18 protein-coding genes are annotated in these 19,889 nt (G+C 55.3%); 7 read left to right on the top strand and 11 right to left on the bottom strand.

Features of this window, described 5'->3' with window-relative positions; all coding sequences use genetic code 11:
- Positions 1-145: 145 nt before the first annotated feature.
- The gene (locus TH2_RS07850; RefSeq protein ID WP_008889879.1) at positions 146-1,105 is read left to right on the top strand and encodes a glutathione S-transferase family protein; all 960 of its coding nucleotides are present in this window, start codon (positions 146-148) and stop codon (positions 1,103-1,105) included.
- A 78-nt stretch (positions 1,106-1,183) separates the two neighbouring features.
- Here TH2_RS07850 and TH2_RS07845 read toward each other — a convergent pair whose 3' ends face one another.
- From TH2_RS07845 to TH2_RS07805, 9 genes are all read right to left on the bottom strand, one after another.
- A complete protein-coding gene (locus tag TH2_RS07845) occupies positions 1,184-1,687 on the bottom strand; it encodes a F0F1 ATP synthase subunit B family protein (protein ID WP_008889878.1) in 504 nt (167 codons plus the stop codon).
- Between the two features lie 4 nt (positions 1,688-1,691).
- The gene (locus TH2_RS07840; RefSeq protein ID WP_008889877.1) at positions 1,692-2,177 is read right to left on the bottom strand and encodes a F0F1 ATP synthase subunit B family protein; all 486 of its coding nucleotides are present in this window, start codon (positions 2,175-2,177) and stop codon (positions 1,692-1,694) included.
- 74 nt (positions 2,178-2,251) lie between these two features.
- A complete protein-coding gene (locus tag TH2_RS07835; RefSeq protein WP_007089066.1) occupies positions 2,252-2,476 on the bottom strand; it encodes an ATP synthase subunit C family protein in 225 nt (74 codons plus the stop codon).
- A 60-nt stretch (positions 2,477-2,536) separates the two neighbouring features.
- Positions 2,537-3,259, bottom strand: coding sequence for a F0F1 ATP synthase subunit A (locus tag TH2_RS07830; RefSeq protein WP_008889876.1), 723 nt, complete (start codon positions 3,257-3,259; stop codon positions 2,537-2,539).
- A gap of 21 nt (positions 3,260-3,280) precedes the next feature.
- On the bottom strand, positions 3,281-3,646 hold the full coding sequence (locus TH2_RS07825; RefSeq protein ID WP_040823076.1) for an AtpZ/AtpI family protein: 366 nt from the start codon (positions 3,644-3,646) through the stop codon (positions 3,281-3,283).
- Positions 3,647-4,095: 449 nt separating this feature from the next.
- Positions 4,096-5,427: a class I SAM-dependent methyltransferase gene (locus TH2_RS07820; RefSeq protein WP_157193929.1), complete on the bottom strand. Its 1,332-nt coding sequence runs from the start codon at positions 5,425-5,427 to the stop codon at positions 4,096-4,098.
- Between the two features lie 88 nt (positions 5,428-5,515).
- Positions 5,516-9,049 carry a chromosome segregation protein SMC gene (smc, locus tag TH2_RS07815; RefSeq protein ID WP_008889873.1) on the bottom strand — a complete coding sequence of 1,178 codons (3,534 nt, stop codon included), beginning with the start codon at positions 9,047-9,049 and terminating at the stop codon, positions 5,516-5,518.
- Positions 9,050-9,122: 73 nt separating this feature from the next.
- Positions 9,123-9,719: a thioredoxin domain-containing protein gene (locus tag TH2_RS07810; protein WP_008889872.1), complete on the bottom strand. Its 597-nt coding sequence runs from the start codon at positions 9,717-9,719 to the stop codon at positions 9,123-9,125.
- 232 nt (positions 9,720-9,951) lie between these two features.
- The gene (locus tag TH2_RS07805) at positions 9,952-10,563 is read right to left on the bottom strand and encodes a DUF721 domain-containing protein (protein ID WP_008889871.1); all 612 of its coding nucleotides are present in this window, start codon (positions 10,561-10,563) and stop codon (positions 9,952-9,954) included.
- A gap of 60 nt (positions 10,564-10,623) precedes the next feature.
- On the opposite strand from TH2_RS07805, the gene mutY reads away from it, so the two are divergent.
- On the top strand, positions 10,624-11,703 hold the full coding sequence (mutY, locus tag TH2_RS07800; protein WP_008889870.1) for an A/G-specific adenine glycosylase: 1,080 nt from the start codon (positions 10,624-10,626) through the stop codon (positions 11,701-11,703).
- 90 nt (positions 11,704-11,793) lie between these two features.
- On the opposite strand, the gene TH2_RS07795 is transcribed toward mutY, so the two are convergent.
- A complete protein-coding gene (locus TH2_RS07795; RefSeq protein WP_157193927.1) occupies positions 11,794-12,003 on the bottom strand; it encodes a hypothetical protein in 210 nt (69 codons plus the stop codon).
- Positions 12,004-12,143: 140 nt separating this feature from the next.
- A complete protein-coding gene (locus TH2_RS07790; RefSeq protein WP_008889868.1) occupies positions 12,144-13,244 on the bottom strand; it encodes a site-specific DNA-methyltransferase in 1,101 nt (366 codons plus the stop codon).
- Positions 13,245-13,721: 477 nt separating this feature from the next.
- Between TH2_RS07790 and TH2_RS07785 the strand changes: the two genes are divergently transcribed.
- The 5 genes from TH2_RS07785 to TH2_RS07765 all read left to right on the top strand — a co-directional run bounded on the left by TH2_RS07785 (position 13,722) and on the right by TH2_RS07765 (position 19,832).
- Positions 13,722-14,729, top strand: coding sequence for a BMP family protein (locus TH2_RS07785; RefSeq protein WP_008889867.1), 1,008 nt, complete (start codon positions 13,722-13,724; stop codon positions 14,727-14,729).
- 131 nt (positions 14,730-14,860) lie between these two features.
- Positions 14,861-16,468, top strand: a complete 1,608-nt coding sequence (locus tag TH2_RS07780) for an ABC transporter ATP-binding protein (protein WP_008889866.1) — start codon at positions 14,861-14,863, stop codon at positions 16,466-16,468.
- The gene (locus TH2_RS07775) at positions 16,465-17,535 is read left to right on the top strand and encodes an ABC transporter permease (protein ID WP_008889865.1); all 1,071 of its coding nucleotides are present in this window, start codon (positions 16,465-16,467) and stop codon (positions 17,533-17,535) included. Before TH2_RS07780 ends, TH2_RS07775 begins: the two co-directional genes overlap by 4 nt.
- 17 nt (positions 17,536-17,552) lie before the next feature.
- Entirely contained in the window at positions 17,553-18,494 is a 942-nt protein-coding gene (locus tag TH2_RS07770) for an ABC transporter permease (protein WP_008889864.1), read from the top strand.
- A gap of 48 nt (positions 18,495-18,542) precedes the next feature.
- Positions 18,543-19,832: an amidohydrolase family protein gene (locus tag TH2_RS07765; protein WP_008889863.1), complete on the top strand. Its 1,290-nt coding sequence runs from the start codon at positions 18,543-18,545 to the stop codon at positions 19,830-19,832.
- Positions 19,833-19,889 lie beyond the last annotated feature (57 nt).

The following is a 19,889-nucleotide window of genomic DNA, read 5'->3' as shown; positions in this document are numbered from 1 at the left end:
GGCTCCTGAGCGGGGTACTGTTGCGCGATTGGAAACAAATTAATGTCACATCAACGGATTGTCTTCAACGCGCAAATAAGCACAATAAAGCTTAACCGCGGCAGAATGCCTGCCAGAACCGATTAACAAAATTTGGGAAACGGACATGGGATTACTTGTCGACGGAGTCTGGCACGACAAATGGTATGACACGAAAAGCAACGGCGGAAAATTCAAACGCCAGGATTCAGCTTTTCGCAACTGGGTGTCTGCCGATCAGGATGCCGAATTTCCGGCCGAAAAGGGCCGCTACCACCTGTATGTATCCTACGCCTGCCCCTGGGCCCATCGTACGCTGATCTTCCGTGCGCTTAAGGGACTGGAAGACATGATCAGTGTATCGGTCGTGCATTGGCACATGGGCGAGAACGGCTGGAAGTTTGATCGCGATGCGGGCCTTCCCGACCATCTCGAAGACCGTGACTTCATGCATCAGGTCTATACCGATGCGATGTCGGATTACACCGGTCGCGTCACCGTGCCGGTGCTTTGGGACAAGAAGACCAACAAGCTGGTCAGCAATGAGTCGGCTGAAATCATCCGCATGCTTAACAGCGCGTTTGACGGTCTTGGCGCAACAGAGGTTGATTTCTATCCCGAAGATTTGCGCACCGAAATCGATGAAGTGAACGAACGGGTTTATCACGATGTGAATAACGGCGTTTACAAGTCCGGCTTTGCCACCACGCAATCAGCCTATGAAGAAGCCGTCACCACGCTGTTTGATGCGTTGGACTGGCTTGAAGAACGCCTTTCAAAGCAACGCTACCTTGTTGGCAACCAGCTTACCGAAGCCGACTGGCGCCTGTTCACGACCTTGTTGCGCTTTGATCCGGTCTATCACGGCCATTTCAAATGCAACCTGCGCAAGCTGAATGAATATCCCAATCTTTGGGCCTATACCCGCGATCTGTATCAACACCCGGGGATCAAAGAGACGGTCTTTATGAACCATATCAAGGGCCACTATTACGAAAGCCACCCGACGATCAATCCGTCCGGCGTGGTGCCATTGGGCCCGGTCCTGGATCTTGATGAACCGCATGGCCGAGAACAGTTGTCCTGACCCTCAGGCAGACTGTCGAACAACAAAAAACCCCGCAGCATCGCTGCGGGGTTTTTGGTTTCCGGAAACCGGAAAAAATCAGTTCAGACGAACTTTGAGTTCCGCGATCGCGCTATCAACCAACTCGTCTGCCTTTGCACCAGAAACCTTGTCACTGACAAGGGCCATGGTGGCCTTGGCTGCGATTTCGGCAACATGTGCACGAACTTCGGCGATAGCCTGGCTTTCGAGGTTGGAGATACGGTCCAGAGCTTGCTGTTCACGACGTTTAAGCGCCGCTTTCAGTTCTGCCTGGGCGTTCTCGAGCATACGGTCGGCTTCCACCTTGGCATGCGCACGGATTTCGTCAGCTTCCTTAAGCGCTTCACGCTGTTTGGCCTGATAATTGGCCAGAAGCTCCTGGGCTTCTTCGCGAAGACGCTGTGCTTCGTCCAGTTCGTCGGAAATCTTCTGTGCACGTTTATCAAGTGCGGCAGAGATCCCTTTGACGGCTTTGAAACCGCCAAAACCGACGACCAGCACGAAAGAAAGCGTGGTCCAGGTGTATGGATCGGTAAGGAAAGTAACCTCTTGGGTTGCCATTGTCTTACTCTCCTACGATTGCCGAAACAGCCTTGTCGGCAGTTTTGGCCTGAACCTTGACACCGATAAGTTTGTCGGTTGCTTCACGGGCAATTTCCGATGCTGCTTCTGCAACACCCGTCATTGCATCCGCTTTGGCGTCCGCAATTGCCTTCTCGGCATCAGATGTCTTTTTAGACAGCTTCTTGACCATAGCTTCGGTTTTCTTAGCCTGCTCTGCAGCAGCCTTTTCCGATGCTTCGCGAATGTCAGCCTGAGCGGCTTCACGAGCTTCTGCGAGAGCAGCCTCGTATTTCGCGATGGCGGCATCGGTTTCGTCTTTCAACGCCCGAGCCTTGCCAAGGTTGTCTTCGATGGTTTTTTGACGGCGTTCAAGAACTTCACCAACCTTCGGAAGCGCAATTCTCGACATCAGGAAATACAAGATGGCGAAAATGACGAACAGCCAGAAGATCTGTTCCGAGAACGTCGCAATATCAAACTGCGGCATAGCCTACTCCCGAATTCAACGACGCCGGCGAGGGAGTGCCTCGCCGGGCCGTGTATTCGCGCAAAAGGCGCCGATTAGCCGAACAGAACGATCAGCGCAACGACGAGTGCGAACAGTGCAATAGCTTCGGTAACAGCAAAGCCGATCCAGCCATACAGTTCAACGTCGCCTTTTGCAGCCGGGTTACGGCCAACAGTCGCAATCAGGCTCGACCAGATGTTACCAACACCGATACCGGCACCAATCATGCCAATAGCAGCCAGGCCAGCACCGATCATCTTAGCAGCATCGAGTTCCATAACTTCACCCTTTCGAATTTCTTAAAGGCAATCAGAAGAGATCACACCAAACCACACACATCAGTGCATGTGGATTGCATCATGGAGATAGATGCAGGTGAGAATTGTGTAGACGTAAGCCTGAAGCGCAGCAATGCCGAACTCCAGAACAGTAATCCCCGTCAGCAAAGCAAAGGGAAGCACGCCGAGAATGCCAATCAGGCCAACGAACCCACCGATAACTTTCAGCATGATGTGGCCGACGGTCATGTTCGCAAACAGTCGGATCGCCAGGCTGAACGGACGAGAGAAATAGGAGATGATTTCGATCGGGATCAGAATGATCGCGGTCGCAATCGGCGCACCTTCAGGGAAGAACATCCGAAGGTAATGCGTACCATGACGCATGAAGCCGATGACCGTCACACCGAGGAAGATCACCAGAGCCATCGCAAAGGTAACAGCGATGTGGCTCGTAAAGGTAAAGCTGTGCGGGATCATGCCAAGCAGGTTCCCGAACAGAACAAACATAAACAGCGTAAAGACGAACGGGAAATATTTGCGACCTGCGCTTCCCACGTTGTCCTTGAGCATATTGGCGACGAATTCGTACATCACCTCGGCAGATCCTTGCCAGCGGCCCGGAACCAGCGCGCCGCGACGCATCGAAAGCGTCATGAAGCCCGTTACGAGAACGGCTGCGATCACCATCCAAAGTGCGGAGTTGGTGAAGGAAATATCAATGCCGGCAACCGAAAGTTCGGCCAAGGGCTTGATTTCAAACTGCTCTAGCGGTCCAGCCACCGTAATCCTCGCTCAATATTATCAGGGTTCGGATTTGTCCCCGTTCCCCTGCTTGCGCTCCCCCATCGCACGACCAAGTCCGACAGCACTGTCAAAACCCTTGGCAACGCGATAAGCGTTCAAACCTCCGGCACCTGCTCCGAGAAAAACAAACAGAACAAGCAGCCAAGGTGTCGTATCAAGCACCCGATCCAGCGCCCAGCCAATCAGCAAGCCGACAAGAACCGCAGCGATCATTTCCGCCGAAATCCTCATGCCAAGCGCCATCCCTTGAGATGGTTTGCCGGTCGCCCGGTTCGGGCTGTGCAGTTCCTCTCGCTTGCCTGCTACAGCTGCCAGTTTGCTCTCAAGCTCTGCTAATGAAGCGCGATCTTTATCATCGCTCATTGTCCTGAACCCCGCTTTGGCAGCCCTGCAAACGTCGCAAGGAAATGCGCGGGCAACATACTTAGCACCCCATGGGCTGTCAAGCTGTAAAACCCCGTCTCCCCGGACCTTTGAAAACCGAAATAATAATAATTATTTCAGTCACTTAACCCCTTAAATGTGAAGGAAAACACTTTTAGAGTTAGGCAATAGTCGCAGTCAAAAGAATTGACAGTGATCTGCGCCACTGGCCTGCAACCGGCGGTTTTCCTTGGTTCCTGCCGGTTTTATCACCTTTGACATCACAGATGACAAATTTGGTGTTTTTCACCGGGCCCCGGCAATTTGCCAAAATCAGGAGCGTTTTTGCCCAAAACCATGAAATATCGGCGGATTAAAGAAAGTCGGCATTCCCGATTCACCAGCGGTCACCGAATGACGCTTGCAGGGGCACTACCCCCGTAAACCAATCAGATCTTGCGCACGCCAAGTGTTCTCTCACCGTCGGTTTTTTGCCAGCCGCCAGGCTTTGATGACAGCATCCAATCAAACTTGTGAAACAGCGCCCACACAGCCCCCAATGTATTGATCGCAATCGAGTTCATATCAATCGGCTGGGTATCAAGAATTTCATCGCGCAGAATGGCGACAAGTTCTGCAACCGTCTTTTTGCCATCAAAGACCGCCAGCAAGCGGGCCAGATCCGGTCCACCGGTCAGGTCAACTGCATTGCCACTGCCGTCTTCGATCAGAACAGGTTGTCCGGCGAGTGCCACCAGATCATCAAAGAAGGTCTTGTTGGGCGGGACGAAGAAGTAAGGTGCCAGTTCTGCGTCGGGCAGCATTTCGGCAGTTTGGCCCTTGTCTTCACGGGTCAGGTAGAATGCATGAAGCGGCATCGCGCCACTGAACCGTTCGCAAAAGGCCTGCTGATCGCGAAGCGGCTTGGCCGCCAATTCGCGCAGAATGGCCGGATCACGCACCAGATTATCGATCTTGTAATGGGCCTTGCCCGTTCCACCAAACCCGAAGAAGCCGGTGAAGGCCGCAACATGCAGGTCCGCGGAAGAGGCGAAATCATATACCCCGTGGACGTCATATGCGCATTCAACGGGATGAAGCAGCAAATCAACGATTTCCGGATCGTTTTCAAGCAACCCTTTGATAAAGCCCGAACCACCGCCCATTTTAAGCAGCATGTTGTCTTCCGGCAGGGCCGATAACAATGTTCGCGTCATGGCCAACTGTTGCTGCAGGTCTTTGTCTTCCAGCAATGGCTCGATCATTTTGCGCCACTCGGTCACGGCAAGACGCCCATGTTCGCCATAAACCATGATGCCCATCGCACCGTCGGCCTTAAGCACCGACGTCAAATCGCGAAGGCCTTCTTCCGGGTCTTCAAGATGGTGCAAGACACCGGCACAATTGATGTAATGAAACGGCTCGGGCTTGGATTTGGCAAATTCAGAGATTGTCTGATTGACGTAGGTGACGTTTGAAAGACCGCGTGCCTCGGCCCGGGCGCGGGCGACCTTGGTGCTGGCCGCGGACGGTTCAAGATAGGTGACCGATCCACCGACATCGCGCAATTGTTCTGCCAGCCAGATCATCGAATCCCCGGTGCCGCCACCGGCAACCAGTGCGCGGAAGGTGGCATCAAATTCCTTTGTCCCGCCAAAACAGTAATGATTGACCCGTGACAGGGTATCGATCGGCGGCATTAACAGGCGGTCTTTTTCCTGCCCTGGATCGCGCAACGGATAGGGAAACTGTTCATAAAGCTCGCGCACTTTCTGGGACATCAGGCCTTCACCATCATTGAGTTTCAATGATGTGTAACATCGCGTGCCCTATCAGTTTATTAATGGATTGCTTAATAAACGGCACGGATTAGCTGGTGAAGTCGAGCTCGGTCTGTTCTTTCTTGGAATAGACTTCTGCCTGATGCAGGTCGACCGAGACCAGCGAAGACACACCACGTTCGGCCATGGTCACCCCAAACAGACGGTTCATGCGGGCCATGGTCATGCGGTGGTGGGTGATGACCAGGAAGCGGGTATTGGCATGACGGCCAATGGCCTCCAACAGCTTGCAGAAGCGGTCAACGTTGGCGTCATCAAGCGGGGCGTCAACCTCGTCAAGGACGCAGATCGGGGCCGGATTGGTCAGGAAGACCGCAAACAGTAGCGCCACAGCCGTCAGCGCCTGTTCGCCACCTGACAGAAGCGACAGATGCTGAAGCTTTTTACCCGGCGGGGATGCCATGATTTCAAGTCCGGCTTCAAGCGGATCATCCGCATCGGTCAGCATCAGATGCGCACCACCGCCACCAAACAGGCGGACAAACAGTTGCTGGAAATGCTTGTCCACCTCGTCAAAGGCCGCTTTCAAACGGGCACGGGCTTCGCGGTTGAGCTGATTGATGCCATTGCGCAATTTTTCAATGGCAGCAATCAAATCATCGCGTTCAGACACCATGGTGTCTTTCTGTTCCTGCATCTCGGCCAGTTCGACCTCGGCACGCAGGTTAACCGCACCGAGATTTTCGCGTTCGCGGGTCTGGCGTTGCAGGCGGGCTTCGATGTCGCCTTCGCTTGGCAGGTCCTTGGTCAGGTCAATCTTGCCAAGCTCGACCAACTGATCCGGCGTCGCATTGACACGTTCGCGGATACGTTCGATCAAATCGCGGCGATGCTGTTCGGCTTGCTCAAGCAACGCTTCACAGCGCACGCGACCCTCGCGGGCTTCGGCCAGTTTCTGGTCGGCTTCGCGCAGGTTGATATCGGCTTCGCGCTGGGCGTTCTCAGCGCGCTGTAACTCATCAGCGGCATCCTTGCGGGTTTGATCGGAAAGTTCGATCCGGTCAGAAAGAATGGCACGACGTTCTTCGATCTCTTCGGGCTTGAGTTCAAGCTCCTCGATCTCCATACGCGCTTCTTCCTGACGTTCGCGCAGTTCGGCAACCCGTTCACCGGCACCCGATGCACGTTCATTCCAGGTGGCAATTTCATTTTCAACGAATTCAAGGCGCTTGCGCCGGCCTGACATGGTGCTTTGCATGCGTTCAAGCTGACTGCGGGCTTCCATATGGTCCGCACGCGCATCGGCCAGATTGGCGCGCTTTTCAATCAACTCAGCCTTGATTTCCATCAGGCCCTCGCTGCTTTCCTCTGGCAGGGCGGCGAGTTCTTCCTGTTCGGCAATCAGTTCATCAAGGTCCTGCTTGGCGCGTTTTTCGGCCTCTTCGGCGTTTTGAAGGCGGCTTTCAATCGCGCTGGCATCGCGTTTGATATTGGCAATTTCTTCGCGTGCGGATGACGCCGCAGTTTCAGCATCGCGCACCGCGCGGTGTGCTTCCTGTTCGGCCGTACGGGCCGCCTCGATTTCTTCATCAAGGCGTTCGACATTTTCGCTGGCGATTTCGGCGCGCTCGCTTGCGGCTTCGACAACTGCATCGGCTTCTTCAAGTTCGCCGCGCAATTCATCAAGGCGGTTACGCTGGCGCAGACGAACCGCGGCGGGAAGTTCTGCACCGGCCAGAATACGATAGCCATCCCAACGCCAAAGTGCTCCTTCGCGCGACACAAGGCGCTGACCAACCTTGAGGTTTTTGGCAAGGAAGTTACCGGTTGCTTCGTCTTCAACAATGCCGATCTGCCACAGACGCCGGTTCAAAAGTGCGGGTGCCTCGACATATTTGGCAAGGGCCGACACGCCATCGGGCAGAGCCGGGTCATCAGTCGCCGGGTCAATGGCGGCCCAATGCATTGCGGCATCGGTTGCATCCGGCGCGTCAAGGTCTTCGCCAAGGGCGGCTGCCATCGCAAGTTCAAAGCCGCTTTGCACCGTGATGTTTTCGATCACACCGGGATATTTATCATCGTCACCGCCACGCAGCAGGCTTTCAAGTGCGTCGATCTCGGCAGTCAGGCGTGCCTTGCGGCTTTCGGCATCACGCAGTGCATCGCGTGCATCACTTTCGGCGATTTTCAGGCCATCTTCGCGATCACGCATTTCGGCCAAGCGCATCTCGGCCTCTTCGACCGCCATTTTGCGCTGTTCGACCAGCTCCTCGCACTCTTCAAGGTGCATGCTGGCTTCTTCGAGCGCCTCGGAAAAGTCGGCCTCAATGCGGATATCATCAAGCTTGGCAACCGCTTCGTCATGGCGTTCGGTCAGACGCGACCGGCGGGCATTGAGTTCGCTTAAGCGCTGTTGCACCGATTTGAGGCGTGCCTCTTCCTCGGCGACCTTGTTGGTCATCGCATCAACATCGGTTTCAAGTTCTTCAACCCGAAGGGCCTTTTCCGATGCGACTTCGCGGGCTTCATCAAGCGCGTCGTCTTCGCCGCCCTGCGCTTCGCTTAGTTCTTCGCGCTCGTCCTGAAGTTTTTTAAGCGCGCCTTCCGCGTCACTTGCCAATTCCGCCTCACGGGCAAGGTCGGCATCAATCTGTTGAATGCGACCACGCAGCTGCCCCATCTGGGTTTCGATCTGAGCCTTGTCCTTATCAAGGCCTTCGCGTTCGATCAAAAGGCGCTGAAGGGCGGCGGCGGCCTCAGACTCTTTTTTACGAAGATCAGGCAGGCTGGCAGCGACATGGGCCTGAACCGTTGTGGCCTCTGTCACTGATGAGGTCAGGTCACGCACGGCACTTTCACCCGCGACCAGCAATTCCCGGGCATCTTCCTGACGTTTCTGGGCGTCGGTCCAGCGGATGTGGAACAACAGTGCCTCGGTCTCGCGGACACTTTCGGAAAGCTTGCGATACCGTTCGGCCTGTCTTGCCTGTTTTTGCAGCGAAGCAATCTGACCATCAAGCTGCAACAGAACGTCTTCAAGACGTTCCATATTCTGTTCAGCGTTTTTAAGGCGAAGTTCCGCCTCATGACGGCGCGAATGCAGACCAGTAATGCCGGCAGCTTCTTCAAGGATCAGGCGACGCTGGATCGGTTTCGCGCCGATCAGTGCACCAATCTTGCCCTGCGACACCATGGCGTTTGAGCGCGCACCGGTCGCGGCATCGGCAAACAGCAATTGCACGTCACGCGCACGCACATCCTTGCCATTGACGCGATAGTTCGACCCGCCGCCGCGCTCGATACGGCGTGTGACTTCGAGCATGTCGAAATCATTGAACATCGCGGGCGCCTTGCGTTCACTATTATCAAGGGTCACGGAAACTTCAGCGACGTTACGCGCAGGGCGACTTGATGTGCCGCCAAAAATCACGTCGGACATGTCGGAGCCACGCATCTGCTTGGCCGATGTTTCACCCATCACCCAGCGCAGTGCTTCGACAAGATTGGATTTGCCACAGCCGTTCGGGCCGACAACACCTGTCAGCCCGTCTTCAACGAGTAGATCTGTTGAATCGACGAAGGATTTAAACCCCGTCAGCTTTAGCGATTTAAACTGGACCAATCATGTCCCCCGGTCCGACCCTGTCCCCTGTTGTCGAACACCGCTTCTGCGGTGTTCGACGGAATTGTTTTATTTAGTCGATAAGGTCTTCGACTTTTTCGATAAAGAATTCTGCTTCGCGCGACCCGGCAATGGTGTCGCCATCAAGGATGAAGCTTGGCGTGGAGCTGACGTTGAATTCCTGCTCGCCGGTCATGCGCGAACCAACAATACCATCAATCAGTTCCTGATCCGCAATGCAGGCATCCACCGCATCGCCGGTCATGCCGGCAAAGCGCACCACTTCCTTGATGCTGCCAATCGGGTCCTGCGAACGTGCCCAGGTCATCTGGGATTTGAACAACATGCCCAGAACACCGAAATAGCGATCTTCGCCCGCGCACTGCGCAATGGCCGCTGCACGCAATGCAACACCATCAAGCGGATAGTCACGATAGATCAGCTTCAGTTTGCCAGTATCAATCAGCTTTTCCTTGATCTCAGGCAGAACCTCGGTGTGGAAGGACGCGCAATGCGGGCAGGTCAAAGATGCATATTCAATCATGGTGACCGGCGCGTTCTCGTCCCCCATCACATGTTCTTTCCACTCAACTGCTTGTGCCTGTTGGGCGCTTGCCAGCCCAACCATCATCAAAAAAGCACCAGCAAGAAACTTAACTGCCTTTAGCAAGGAAACCTCCGTTAAAACAAAGTTTTGTGATTACAAGCCTGTTGCAGCGCGGGAGTCAACACACCCCCGAAAACGGCTATGCCACCAACGAGTCGCCAAGTTGGCGCGCAATTGCGGCAACTCCGTGATCGTTCATTTAAGAAAACTGATTCGATTATTCACAAAGCACAATCCAACAGGCCGTGATCGCCAAACACAGGAATGCAGACACACGGTAACGACGCCGAATGCCTTATTTCTTGCCGTTCTTGGGACGCAGGCCACCGCTTGCGCCGGCGATATGTCGGCCAAGGCGCGCAAGCACTTCACGAAGATGGGGATCTTCGATCTTTTCGAGGTCGGCCTGACTGGTTGGGCTGATGTCGGCTTCGGGGACTTCGGCCGGGCGATGGACGGTGCGTTCGGGGCGGGAAATATCACCCTGAAGCATCGTGATCTTGTTGATCGCACGATAGCCGAAATAGCTGTTCACCCGCTCAATGATCTGCGGCATGCGGTGTTGCAGCTCAAGCGCAACCGGACCAACCACCCGGATCAGCAATGTGCCCCCGGCAATGCTTTCCTTGGGCGGCGGGCTGTATTTCAGCGGCATGGTATATTGTTCAAGATCACGCCCGACGATCTCGGCCCAATGCAGGATAATCTCGGTTTGGAAAAAGCCACGCTTACGCACAAGCGGCCGGGTCAGATTGCCGACAAGCGGGGCAACATTACGAAGGCCCATGCGGCGCTCTGAACTGCCCAGCGGGGCAAATGCCTGCTTCTTTTTGGGTGCCACGGATTTGGATGCTTGATCCATCACCGAGCCACTTTTCGTACCAGCACTATCTTTTTTCTTGCTCACGCCCGCTTCTTTCGTAGGGTCTGCTTCAAAGTCGGCAAAACAACATAACACGGGATCGACGTGCATTTCACCCATCAGGACACCCAACGCCTCGCAGAAACGATGCTGGAGTGGTACGACCGCCATCATCGCACTCTGCCCTGGCGATCAGAACCCGGCGAGACGCCCGATCCATATCACGTCTGGCTCAGCGAAATCATGTTGCAACAAACCACCGTGCAAACGGTGGGACCATATTTTGCTGCCTTTTTGAACCGTTGGCCGACAGTGATCGATCTTGCCAATGCCGAACTTGATGATGTTCTCCATGCCTGGCAAGGGTTGGGATATTATGCCCGTGCGCGTAATCTTCATAAGTGTGCCAAGGTGGTTGCATCGGAATATGACGGTGTTTTTCCCGATACCGAGGAAGGCTTATTGAAGCTGCCGGGCATTGGGCCCTATACCGCCTGCGCAGTTGCCGCCATTGCCTTTAACCGGCATGCCAGCCCGGTGGATGGCAATATCGAACGGGTGATTTCGCGCCTGTTTGCGCTGGAAACGCCGTTGCCCGACGTCAAACCCGAAATCAAGGAAAAGTCGGCCGCCCTGACCCCGTCTGATCGCCCCGGCGATTACGCCCAGGCGCTGATGGATTTGGGGGCGACGGTCTGCACGCCGCGTAATCCGGCATGTGGCATTTGTCCGTGGCAGGCCGATTGCGAGGGTCGCAAGTCCGGCATCGCGCCCGATCTTCCGAAAAAACGCAAGAAGGAACCGAAACCCACCCGGGTCGGCTATGCCTTCTGGATCCGACGCGAAGATGATGGCCGTATTCTGGTGCGTCGTCGCCCGGAAAAGGGATTGCTGGGCGGCCTTTATGAAGTGCCCGGCAGCGACTGGCGCGCGATTGAAGCACCCGATGATGTCATGCTGTCCGAAGCACCGGTGTCGGCAGAATGGTCGGAACTGGACGGTACGGTGGGCCATACCTTCACGCATTTTCATCTTAATGTCAGCGTGCTTGCGACCACCCTGCCCGTTGAGGAGGCCGATAAACTTGACGGCAGCTGGACAACAATTGACGGGCTGTCGGACTTTGCCCTGCCGACCGTCATGAAAAAGATCGTCCGTCATGCCCTCAAATACGGGCCAGCCTGATCTGGCAGCTCTGTCGCATAAAACCTGCGTAATTAAAAAGGCCCGTGATCAAAACCACGGGCCTTTGTTTATTAACATCGTGCGGCGCGATCAGGCGTAAATATCGATTACCTGTCCACGGCCCTCTGTCGGGGTCGGTGCGGCCTGCTGCGACGTTTCGGTTTCTGCTGTTTGCTCTACCCGCTGTGTCGGCGGTGTATTCAGGTCGTTATTACCCGTTTCAGCAATCGGCGCGGTTGCCTGCTGAATTTGGACCGGGTTGGGTGCGTATGCGGCACCCCCTACTGCACCTGGCTGCATAATCTTCTCCATCTATCCTTGCGGATAAGTTTGAATGGAAAAGATAACAAGATTTCCCGGGAAAAGCAAAACCGGCGGGTTTTGCAACCACGCCGGTTCTGTTGGGCATCAATCATTTAGCCGGATTGAACCGACAATAATCAGGCGGGGACCTGACCCATTTCCTTACGCAGCTGGCTGCGCAGATTATCGATCGAAACCAGTCGGCCATCACACTTGTAATGCCAATAAGTCCAACCATTACAAGCCTGTGCGCCCTGAACGTGCGCGCCAATCTGATGGATTGAGCCTGCGTTGTCCTTATGACTGATCGAACCATCAGCACGCACCATGGCGGCGACATTGCCCCGGTTGTCATAGATCTTGTCACCCGGTGCAAGCAGGCCACGTTCAATCACCGCACCAAACGGAATACGCGGCAGGGAACGCTTCGACTCGGTCAGCTCAAGGCTGTCGCCATCAAGCATCTGAACCTTGGCAATGCGGTCACGTGCGGCTTCCGCATAGCTTTCTTCACGTTCCAGACCGATGAAATGACGGCCCAGACGGCGCGCCGCCGCACCGGTCGTCCCCGTGCCAAAGAACGGATCAAGCACCACGTCACCCTGACGGGTAGTTGCCATCAGAACACGCTGAAGGAGTGCTTCGGGTTTCTGGGTCGGATGGACCTTCTTGCCTTTTTCATCCTTGAGACGTTCGGAGCCCGAACATATCGGCATCAACCAGTCTGAGCGCATCTGCAAGCCTTCATTAAGCTGCTTCATCGCTTCGTAGTTAAAGGTGATGGCTTTCTGCTCTTCGCTTTTCGAGCACCACAAAAGGGTTTCATGCGCATTGCAGAAACGCTTGCCACGGAAGTTCGGCATCGGGTTGGTTTTGCGCCAGACGATATCATTGAGGATCCAGAACCCGATATCCTGCAGCGTGTTACCAACGCGATAAATGTTGTGGTACGAGCCGATCACCCAGATCGCACCGGTGTCCTTAAGGACACGGCGGGCCGCCGTCAGCCAGTCACGAGTGAACGCGTCATAGTGACGGAAGCTGTCAAACTGATCCCAATGGTCGTCGACGGCGTCGACCTTGGAATTGTTCGGCCGTAGCAGATCACCGCCAAGCTGAAGGTTATAGGGCGGATCGGCAAAAATAAGATCGACGGATTTTTCCGGCAGGCTGTTCATCAGTTCGATGCAATCGCCAACCATCACCTGATCAAGTGGTAAAGATGTCTTTTTTGTCATGATGCCTTCTAGGTTCCCCCTTGAAATCTTGATGAAAGCATCAACCGAAATAGTTAATGAAAGAGTTAACCGACTCCGAAATTTTTCAAGGATTCGCATTGTGTTAGAAAGTGCGTCATCTGTTTAGACAATCTTAACTGCTATGGTCGAAAAACCGGAAGATTTTGCCCCTGCTACCGCATGACCGTAAATGCGGTTGGTACAGCCCGGACTCGGGTATCGGGCCTGTGTGGAACAGCACCAATCGGCACCGGAATATGCGCACCTCACCTTTTGGCTGCGCAGAAACCCGCCAATTGCACGCGTTAATTCACCCCAAACCCCGTGCATTCCCAAATACTTACACCAAAGAGTGGAAAACTGACCATTTGGACAGAAGGTGCTTTGCCTCTTTTGTGATCGCGTATACAATCTGCCCACAATCTATGCAAAAGGTTGAGTTTCGCATAACGGCAATAAATCCGCAGGGGGACAAAAATGAAGTCTGGTACTTTCCGCCTATCGCGTCGTGCCATGCTGTCGGCCATCGCTGGCGCAGCCGCAGTCGTATCGTTTGGCTTTGGCGCACCGGCCGAGGCCGCCGATCCGCTCAAGGTTTCGGCAATCTACACTGTTCCGGTCGAACAGCAGTGGGTATCGCGCATTCACAAGGCGCTTAATGCTGCCGAAGAACGCGGCGACATTTCTTATGAATTTTCCGAAAACGTCGCCAACACCGACTATGAGCGCGTCATGCGCGAATATGCCGAAAACGGTTCTGACCTGATCGTTGGTGAAGTGTTCGGCGTTGAACGTGCTGCGCGCAAGGTTGCAGCCGACTATCCGGAAACCGCGTTCCTGATGGGGTCAAGCTTTGCACCGGATGGGGAAAACTTCTCGGTCTTTGATAACTTCATCCACGAGCCGAGCTACCTTGTCGGCATGGCGGCTGGTAAGGCGACCGAAACCAACAAGATCGGCATGGTTGGCGGTTTTGCCATCCCGGAAGTGAACCGTCTGATGCATGCCTTCATGGCAGGTGCCAAATCGGTCAATCCGGATGTCGAATTCATGGTGACCTTCATCAACAGCTGGTATGACCCGCCCAAGGCCAAAGAAGCAGCCTTTGCCATGATCGATAGCGGTGCGGACATCATGTATGCCGAACGCTTTGGTGTTTCCGATGCTGCCAAGGAACGCGGTATTCTGGCCGTTGGTAACGTGATCGACACGGCGGCGGATTACCCGGGCACCATTCTCGGCTCCGCGCTTTGGCACATGGAAGCCACCATTGACCACGCGATTGAGGCGGTCAAAGCCGGTGAATTCGAGGCCGAAGATTACGGCAAGTTCAGCTACATGGAATATGGCGGTGGTTCTGTCGTTCTCGATCCGGCCCTGCTGCCGGACGGCACGGTTGAAGAAGTCGAAGCCAAACAGGCTGAAATCCTTGATGGGTCCTTCACGGTCGACGTAAACGACGAAGAACCGAAATCATCAATGTAAGATTTCGCTGAAATCACTGGGCAGTTCGGTTAAACAATCGAACTGCCCTTTGTCATTTACGACATAATACCCACCACAAAGCCGCCCACTGCCCCACAGCGTGACGCATAAAAACAAAACGGATTACCCGAATGTCATCTGCTGCGCACACACCATCCGAAACGTCGCAAGACCTGCTGCTGTCGCTGGCAGGTGTCACCAAAAGATTTGGCTCACTGGTTGCCAATGACGCCATCGACCTGACCGTTCACAAGGGCGAAATCGTTGCCCTTCTTGGTGAAAACGGTGCGGGTAAAACCACCTTGATGAATATTCTGTTCGGTCACTATGTCGCAGATGAAGGCACCGTTACGGTTGCCGGTCGCGATGGTAACCTTGAACAGCTTGAACCGGGCGCCCCGCAGGCAGCCCTTGATGCCGGGATCGGCATGGTTCACCAGCATTTCACATTGGCCGAAAACCTGACCGGTCTTGATAACATCGTCCTTGGGACCGAACCGATTTTCAGGCTCCGTCGTGATCGCAGCTCTGCCCGCGCAAAGCTTGGTGAACTGATGGCCGGATCGGGGCTTAATGTCGATCTCGATCAGCCGGTTTACAAATTGACTGTGGGCGAAAAGCAGCGTGTGGAAATCCTCAAGGCGCTTTACCGCAATGCACGGCTTCTGGTTCTTGATGAACCCACCGCCGTTCTGACCCCACAAGAAGCCGACAGCCTGTTTGCCATCCTGCGCAAACTTGCCGCAACCGGCCTTGCGGTGATCATCATCGCCCACAAGCTGGCCGAGGTTCTTGCCGTATCGCACCGGATTGCGGTTCTGCGCGGCGGGGCCAAGGTTGGCGAACTGAAAACCAGCGACGCGAACCATAAATCCATCGCCGAACTGATGGTCGGTCGCGAAGTTCCCGCCAGCCGCCGTACACCGCGCGCGCCCGGAAAGCCCGTCATCACCCTTGCCGATGTGACCATTGATCGCGGAGATTCCCGCCGGTCCCTGCATGGGGTGAACGTCACCGCCCGTGAAGGTGAAATCCTTGGCATCGCCGGGGTATCGGGCAATGGGCAGGCGGCGCTCGCACAGCTCATCGCCGGGCTCGACAAACCCGATAGCGGCACAGTCGAAATATTTGGCGAAAAAGTCACCAAGTTTGATGCCCACACTTTCGCGCAGAACGGCATCGCACGCATCCCCGAAGACCGCCATCACGATGGCATGGTCGGATCGATGACGGTGGCTGAAAACATCGCGATTGAGGATGTTCGAAGCGCGGAATACCAGAAACTCGGCTTCCTTGATTTTGAGGCCATCCGCAAACGTGCTGAACATGCGATTGCCGATTATGATGTGCGCTGCCCGGGTCCTGATGCCCCGGCACGCCTTTTATCAGGTGGAAACATACAGAAACTGATCCTGGCGCGTGTTCTGGAAAAATCACCCAAGCTGATCCTTGCCAACCAACCATCGCGTGGCCTTGATGTCGGTGCGCAATCCGAAGTCCATCGTCGCTTGCTGGAAGCCCGTGAGAGTGGGGCGGCAATCATTCTGATTTCCGAGGACCTGGATGAACTTCTGACCATTTCCGATCAGATCGCGGTGATCCATGCCGGGCATATAACCCCTGCCATGCCAACCGATAGCATTGATCGGTCCGAACTTGGCCTGATGATGGCCGGACAAAAAGCCGCCCCGCATGCCCCCGATGGCACAACGACCACCAAACCGGGAGAAACGGCATGATCCGCTTTGAACCACGCAGCAATCCCGGCCCGCTTCTTGTCTATGGTGTGCCGGTTTTGGCGGCAACGATTGCCATTCTTCTGGCCGCCATTCCGCTCGCTCTTGCCGGTGCCCCGATTATTGAGGCCTATGGCCTTATGATCAGTGGTGCCTTTGGCTCGGTCTTCTCGACCTCGGAAATGCTGACACGTGCAACGCCGCTGATCCTGACAGGGCTTGCCGCCGCCATCGCATTCCGGGCCAAGCTTTGGAATATCGGTGCCGAAGGCCAGCTTTACATGGGGGCCATGGCCGCCGTTGCCGTTGGTTCGGGTGTGATTGACGGGCCAAGCTGGGTGATGATCCCGGTTGTGATTATTGCTGGCATGGCTGCCGGTGCGTTGATGCTGATCGGGCCCACGCTTTTGAAGACCCGCCTTGGTGTGGACGAGGTCGTCACCACCCTTCTTTTGAACTTCATCGTGTTGTTGTTCGTGCAGATGATGCTGGAAGGGGCGCTTAAAGACCCGATGTCGATGGGCTGGCCGCAATCCGAACCGGTCATTGACAGTGCCGCTTTCCCGGCACTTCTGGAACGCATGCGGGTGCATATCGGCTTGATCATCGCACTGGTCTCCGCCGTTGCCTTGGCGATTTTCGTCAAACGCACGATCTGGGGCTTTGAAATTCGGGCGGTTGGGGAAAATGCCGCGGCTGCCAAATTCTCCGGCATTTCGGTAACCAAAACCATGATCCTGGTTGCGGCCCTTTCGGGCGGTCTGGCGGGTCTGGCCGGGGTATCGGAAGTGGCGGGTACACGTGGGTATCTGGCAACCGATCTGTCGCCGGGCTATGGCTATGCCGGGATCGTTGTGGCGATGCTCGCCCGTCTGTCGCCCATCGGGGTGATTGCATCGGCCTTGTTCGTGGCATCCGTTTTTGTCGGTGCAGATTCCATGAGCCGTGCAATTGGCGTTTCAAGCTATCTGGCGGATCTGATTGTTGCCATGGCGTTGCTGTGCGTTTTGATCGGCGGGTTCTTGACCCGATTTAAAGTTCATTTTGATCGCAAATCGGTGCACGGCTAGGGGCGAGGGAAAAGACCATGGAAATCATTGATATTCTTCTTGCCGCCAGCTTCTGGGAAGCCGCCATTCGCATCGCGACCCCATTGATATTTGGCGTTCTGGGCGCACTGATTTGCGAACGCGCCGGTGTGCTTAACCTCGGGATCGAGGGCATCTTTACCGCCGGTGCCATGGCGGGCTGGATGGCCGTTTGGCTTGGTGCCGGGCTTTGGGGTGGCGTATTGGTTGCCGCCCTTGCCGGGGCATTCTTTGGCCTGATCCATGCGATCCTGACGGTACCCTTGGGGCTGAGCCAGCATGTGTCAGGGATTGGCGTGACACTGCTTGCCACCAGCCTGTCTTATTTCACCTATCGCACGGCATTACCCGATGTTTCGTCCCCGCCACGGATCGAGCCATTCCGTCCGCTTGATATTCCGTTCCTGTCCGACCTGCCCTTCATTGGACAGGCGCTGTTTTCGCAAACGGCGATGACGATGCTGGCCCTTGTGTTGGTATTTGTGACGGGTTGGGTTTTGTATCGCACCCCGCTGGGCCTTGCGATCCGGGCGGTTGGTGACAACCCTTCTTCGGTTGAGGCACAGGGACTTTCGGTTTATGGCCTTCGCATTGGTGCGGTCGTGGTTGGCTCATCACTAATGGCACTGGGCGGGGCGTTCCTGACCATGTCGGCCTTTGATGCGTTCTTCTTTGGCATGATCAACGGCCGTGGCTGGGTCTGTATTGCGTTGACCGTGTTTGCCAGCTGGCGACCGGGCAAGGCCTTGATCGGGGCGTTGCTGTTTGGTGCATTTGACGCGTTTCAGGTCCGCCTTCAGACAGAAGTCGGTGCATTCCTGCCCTCGCAGGTCTTCCTGATGATGCCCTATATCCTGTCGATCATTGCGCTTATTGTTGTTGCCCGTAAAGCCGATTACCCCAAGGCGCTTCTTGTGCCATGGTTCAAGGGACAGCGTTAAGCCACGCATACCATTTGTGACTGCCACCACCAGACCAAGGATGACATCATGCAACCCGATCTGATCCTGAAAAATGCCAATATCGCTAACGGCCAGACCGGTGTCGATATTGCCTGTCAGAATGGCAAGATTGTCGAGATCGCCAGTCATATTGATGTTCCGGCGGTCGAGGAGCTTGATTGCGGCGGCATGCTGGTCAGCCCTCCCTTTGTCGACAGCCACTTCCATATGGATGCGACTCTGTCACTGGGTCTGCCGCGCATGAATGAGTCGGGTACGTTGCTTGAAGGCATCGCGCTTTGGGGGGAGCTCAAACCCCTCCTGACCCCCGAAGCGGTCATTGAACGCGCGCTGAAATATTGCGATCTGGCGGTGTCAAAAGGCCTGCTTGCAATCCGCACCCATGTCGACGTTTGTGATTATCGCCTGCTTGCTGTCGATGCGTTGCTTGAAGTCAAGAAACAGGTCGCACCCTATATCGACCTGCAGCTTGTTGCGTTCCCGCAGGATGGCTATCTGCGCAGCCCGACGGCCAAGAGCAATGTCATTCGCGCTCTTGATAAGGGGGTCGATGTGGTCGGTGGCATTCCGCATTTCGAACGCACGATGGCCGATGGTGCGCAAAGCATTTCGGAACTCTGCCAGATGGCAGCCGACCGTGGCCTTATGGTCGATATGCATTGCGATGAGTCGGATGACCCGCTGTCACGGCATATCGAAATGCTGACCTATGAAACCCAGCGCCTTGGGCTTAATGGTCGGGTGGCGGGATCGCACCTGACATCGATGCATTCGATGGATAACTATTATGTCTCCAAGCTGATCGCCCTGATGGCCGAGGCAGAGGTTTCCGCCATCGCCAACCCGCTGATCAACATTACCCTGCAGGGCCGCCACGATACCTATCCCAAACGTCGCGGTATGACCCGTGTACCGGAACTGCGCAATGCGGGTCTCACGGTCGCCTTCGGGCATGATTGCGTCATGGACCCCTGGTACTCGATGGGGTCGGGCGACATGCTTGAAGTCGCCTCCATGGGGATGCATGTGGCGCAGATGACTTCGCGTGAGGATATCCGTGCCTGCTTTGACGCGGTCACCACCCAACCAGCCAAGATCCTTGGCCTTGAAGGTTACGGGATCGAAGTCGGCAACAAAGCGGACTTCGTCATCCTTCAGGCCCGTGACACCATCGAGGCCATCCGCATGCGCGCCAACCGCCTGTTCGTTATTCGCCGGGGCAAGATCATCGCCGAAACGCCAATGGCGCAGACACGACTGCATCTGGCAGACCGCCCGGATCATGTACGCGAACACGAATACGCGCCGGGACAATAAAATATGACGCATGATCAAGTGATCTGATTGCTTTTTGCAGTCGGATAAAAGACACCG

It is taken from the genome of Thalassospira profundimaris WP0211 (genome assembly GCF_000300275.1).
Taxonomy (GTDB): Bacteria; Pseudomonadota; Alphaproteobacteria; order Rhodospirillales; family Thalassospiraceae; genus Thalassospira; species Thalassospira profundimaris.
Note: the sequence above shows the minus strand (reverse complement) of the source record. Positions and strands in the feature narration are given on the sequence as shown.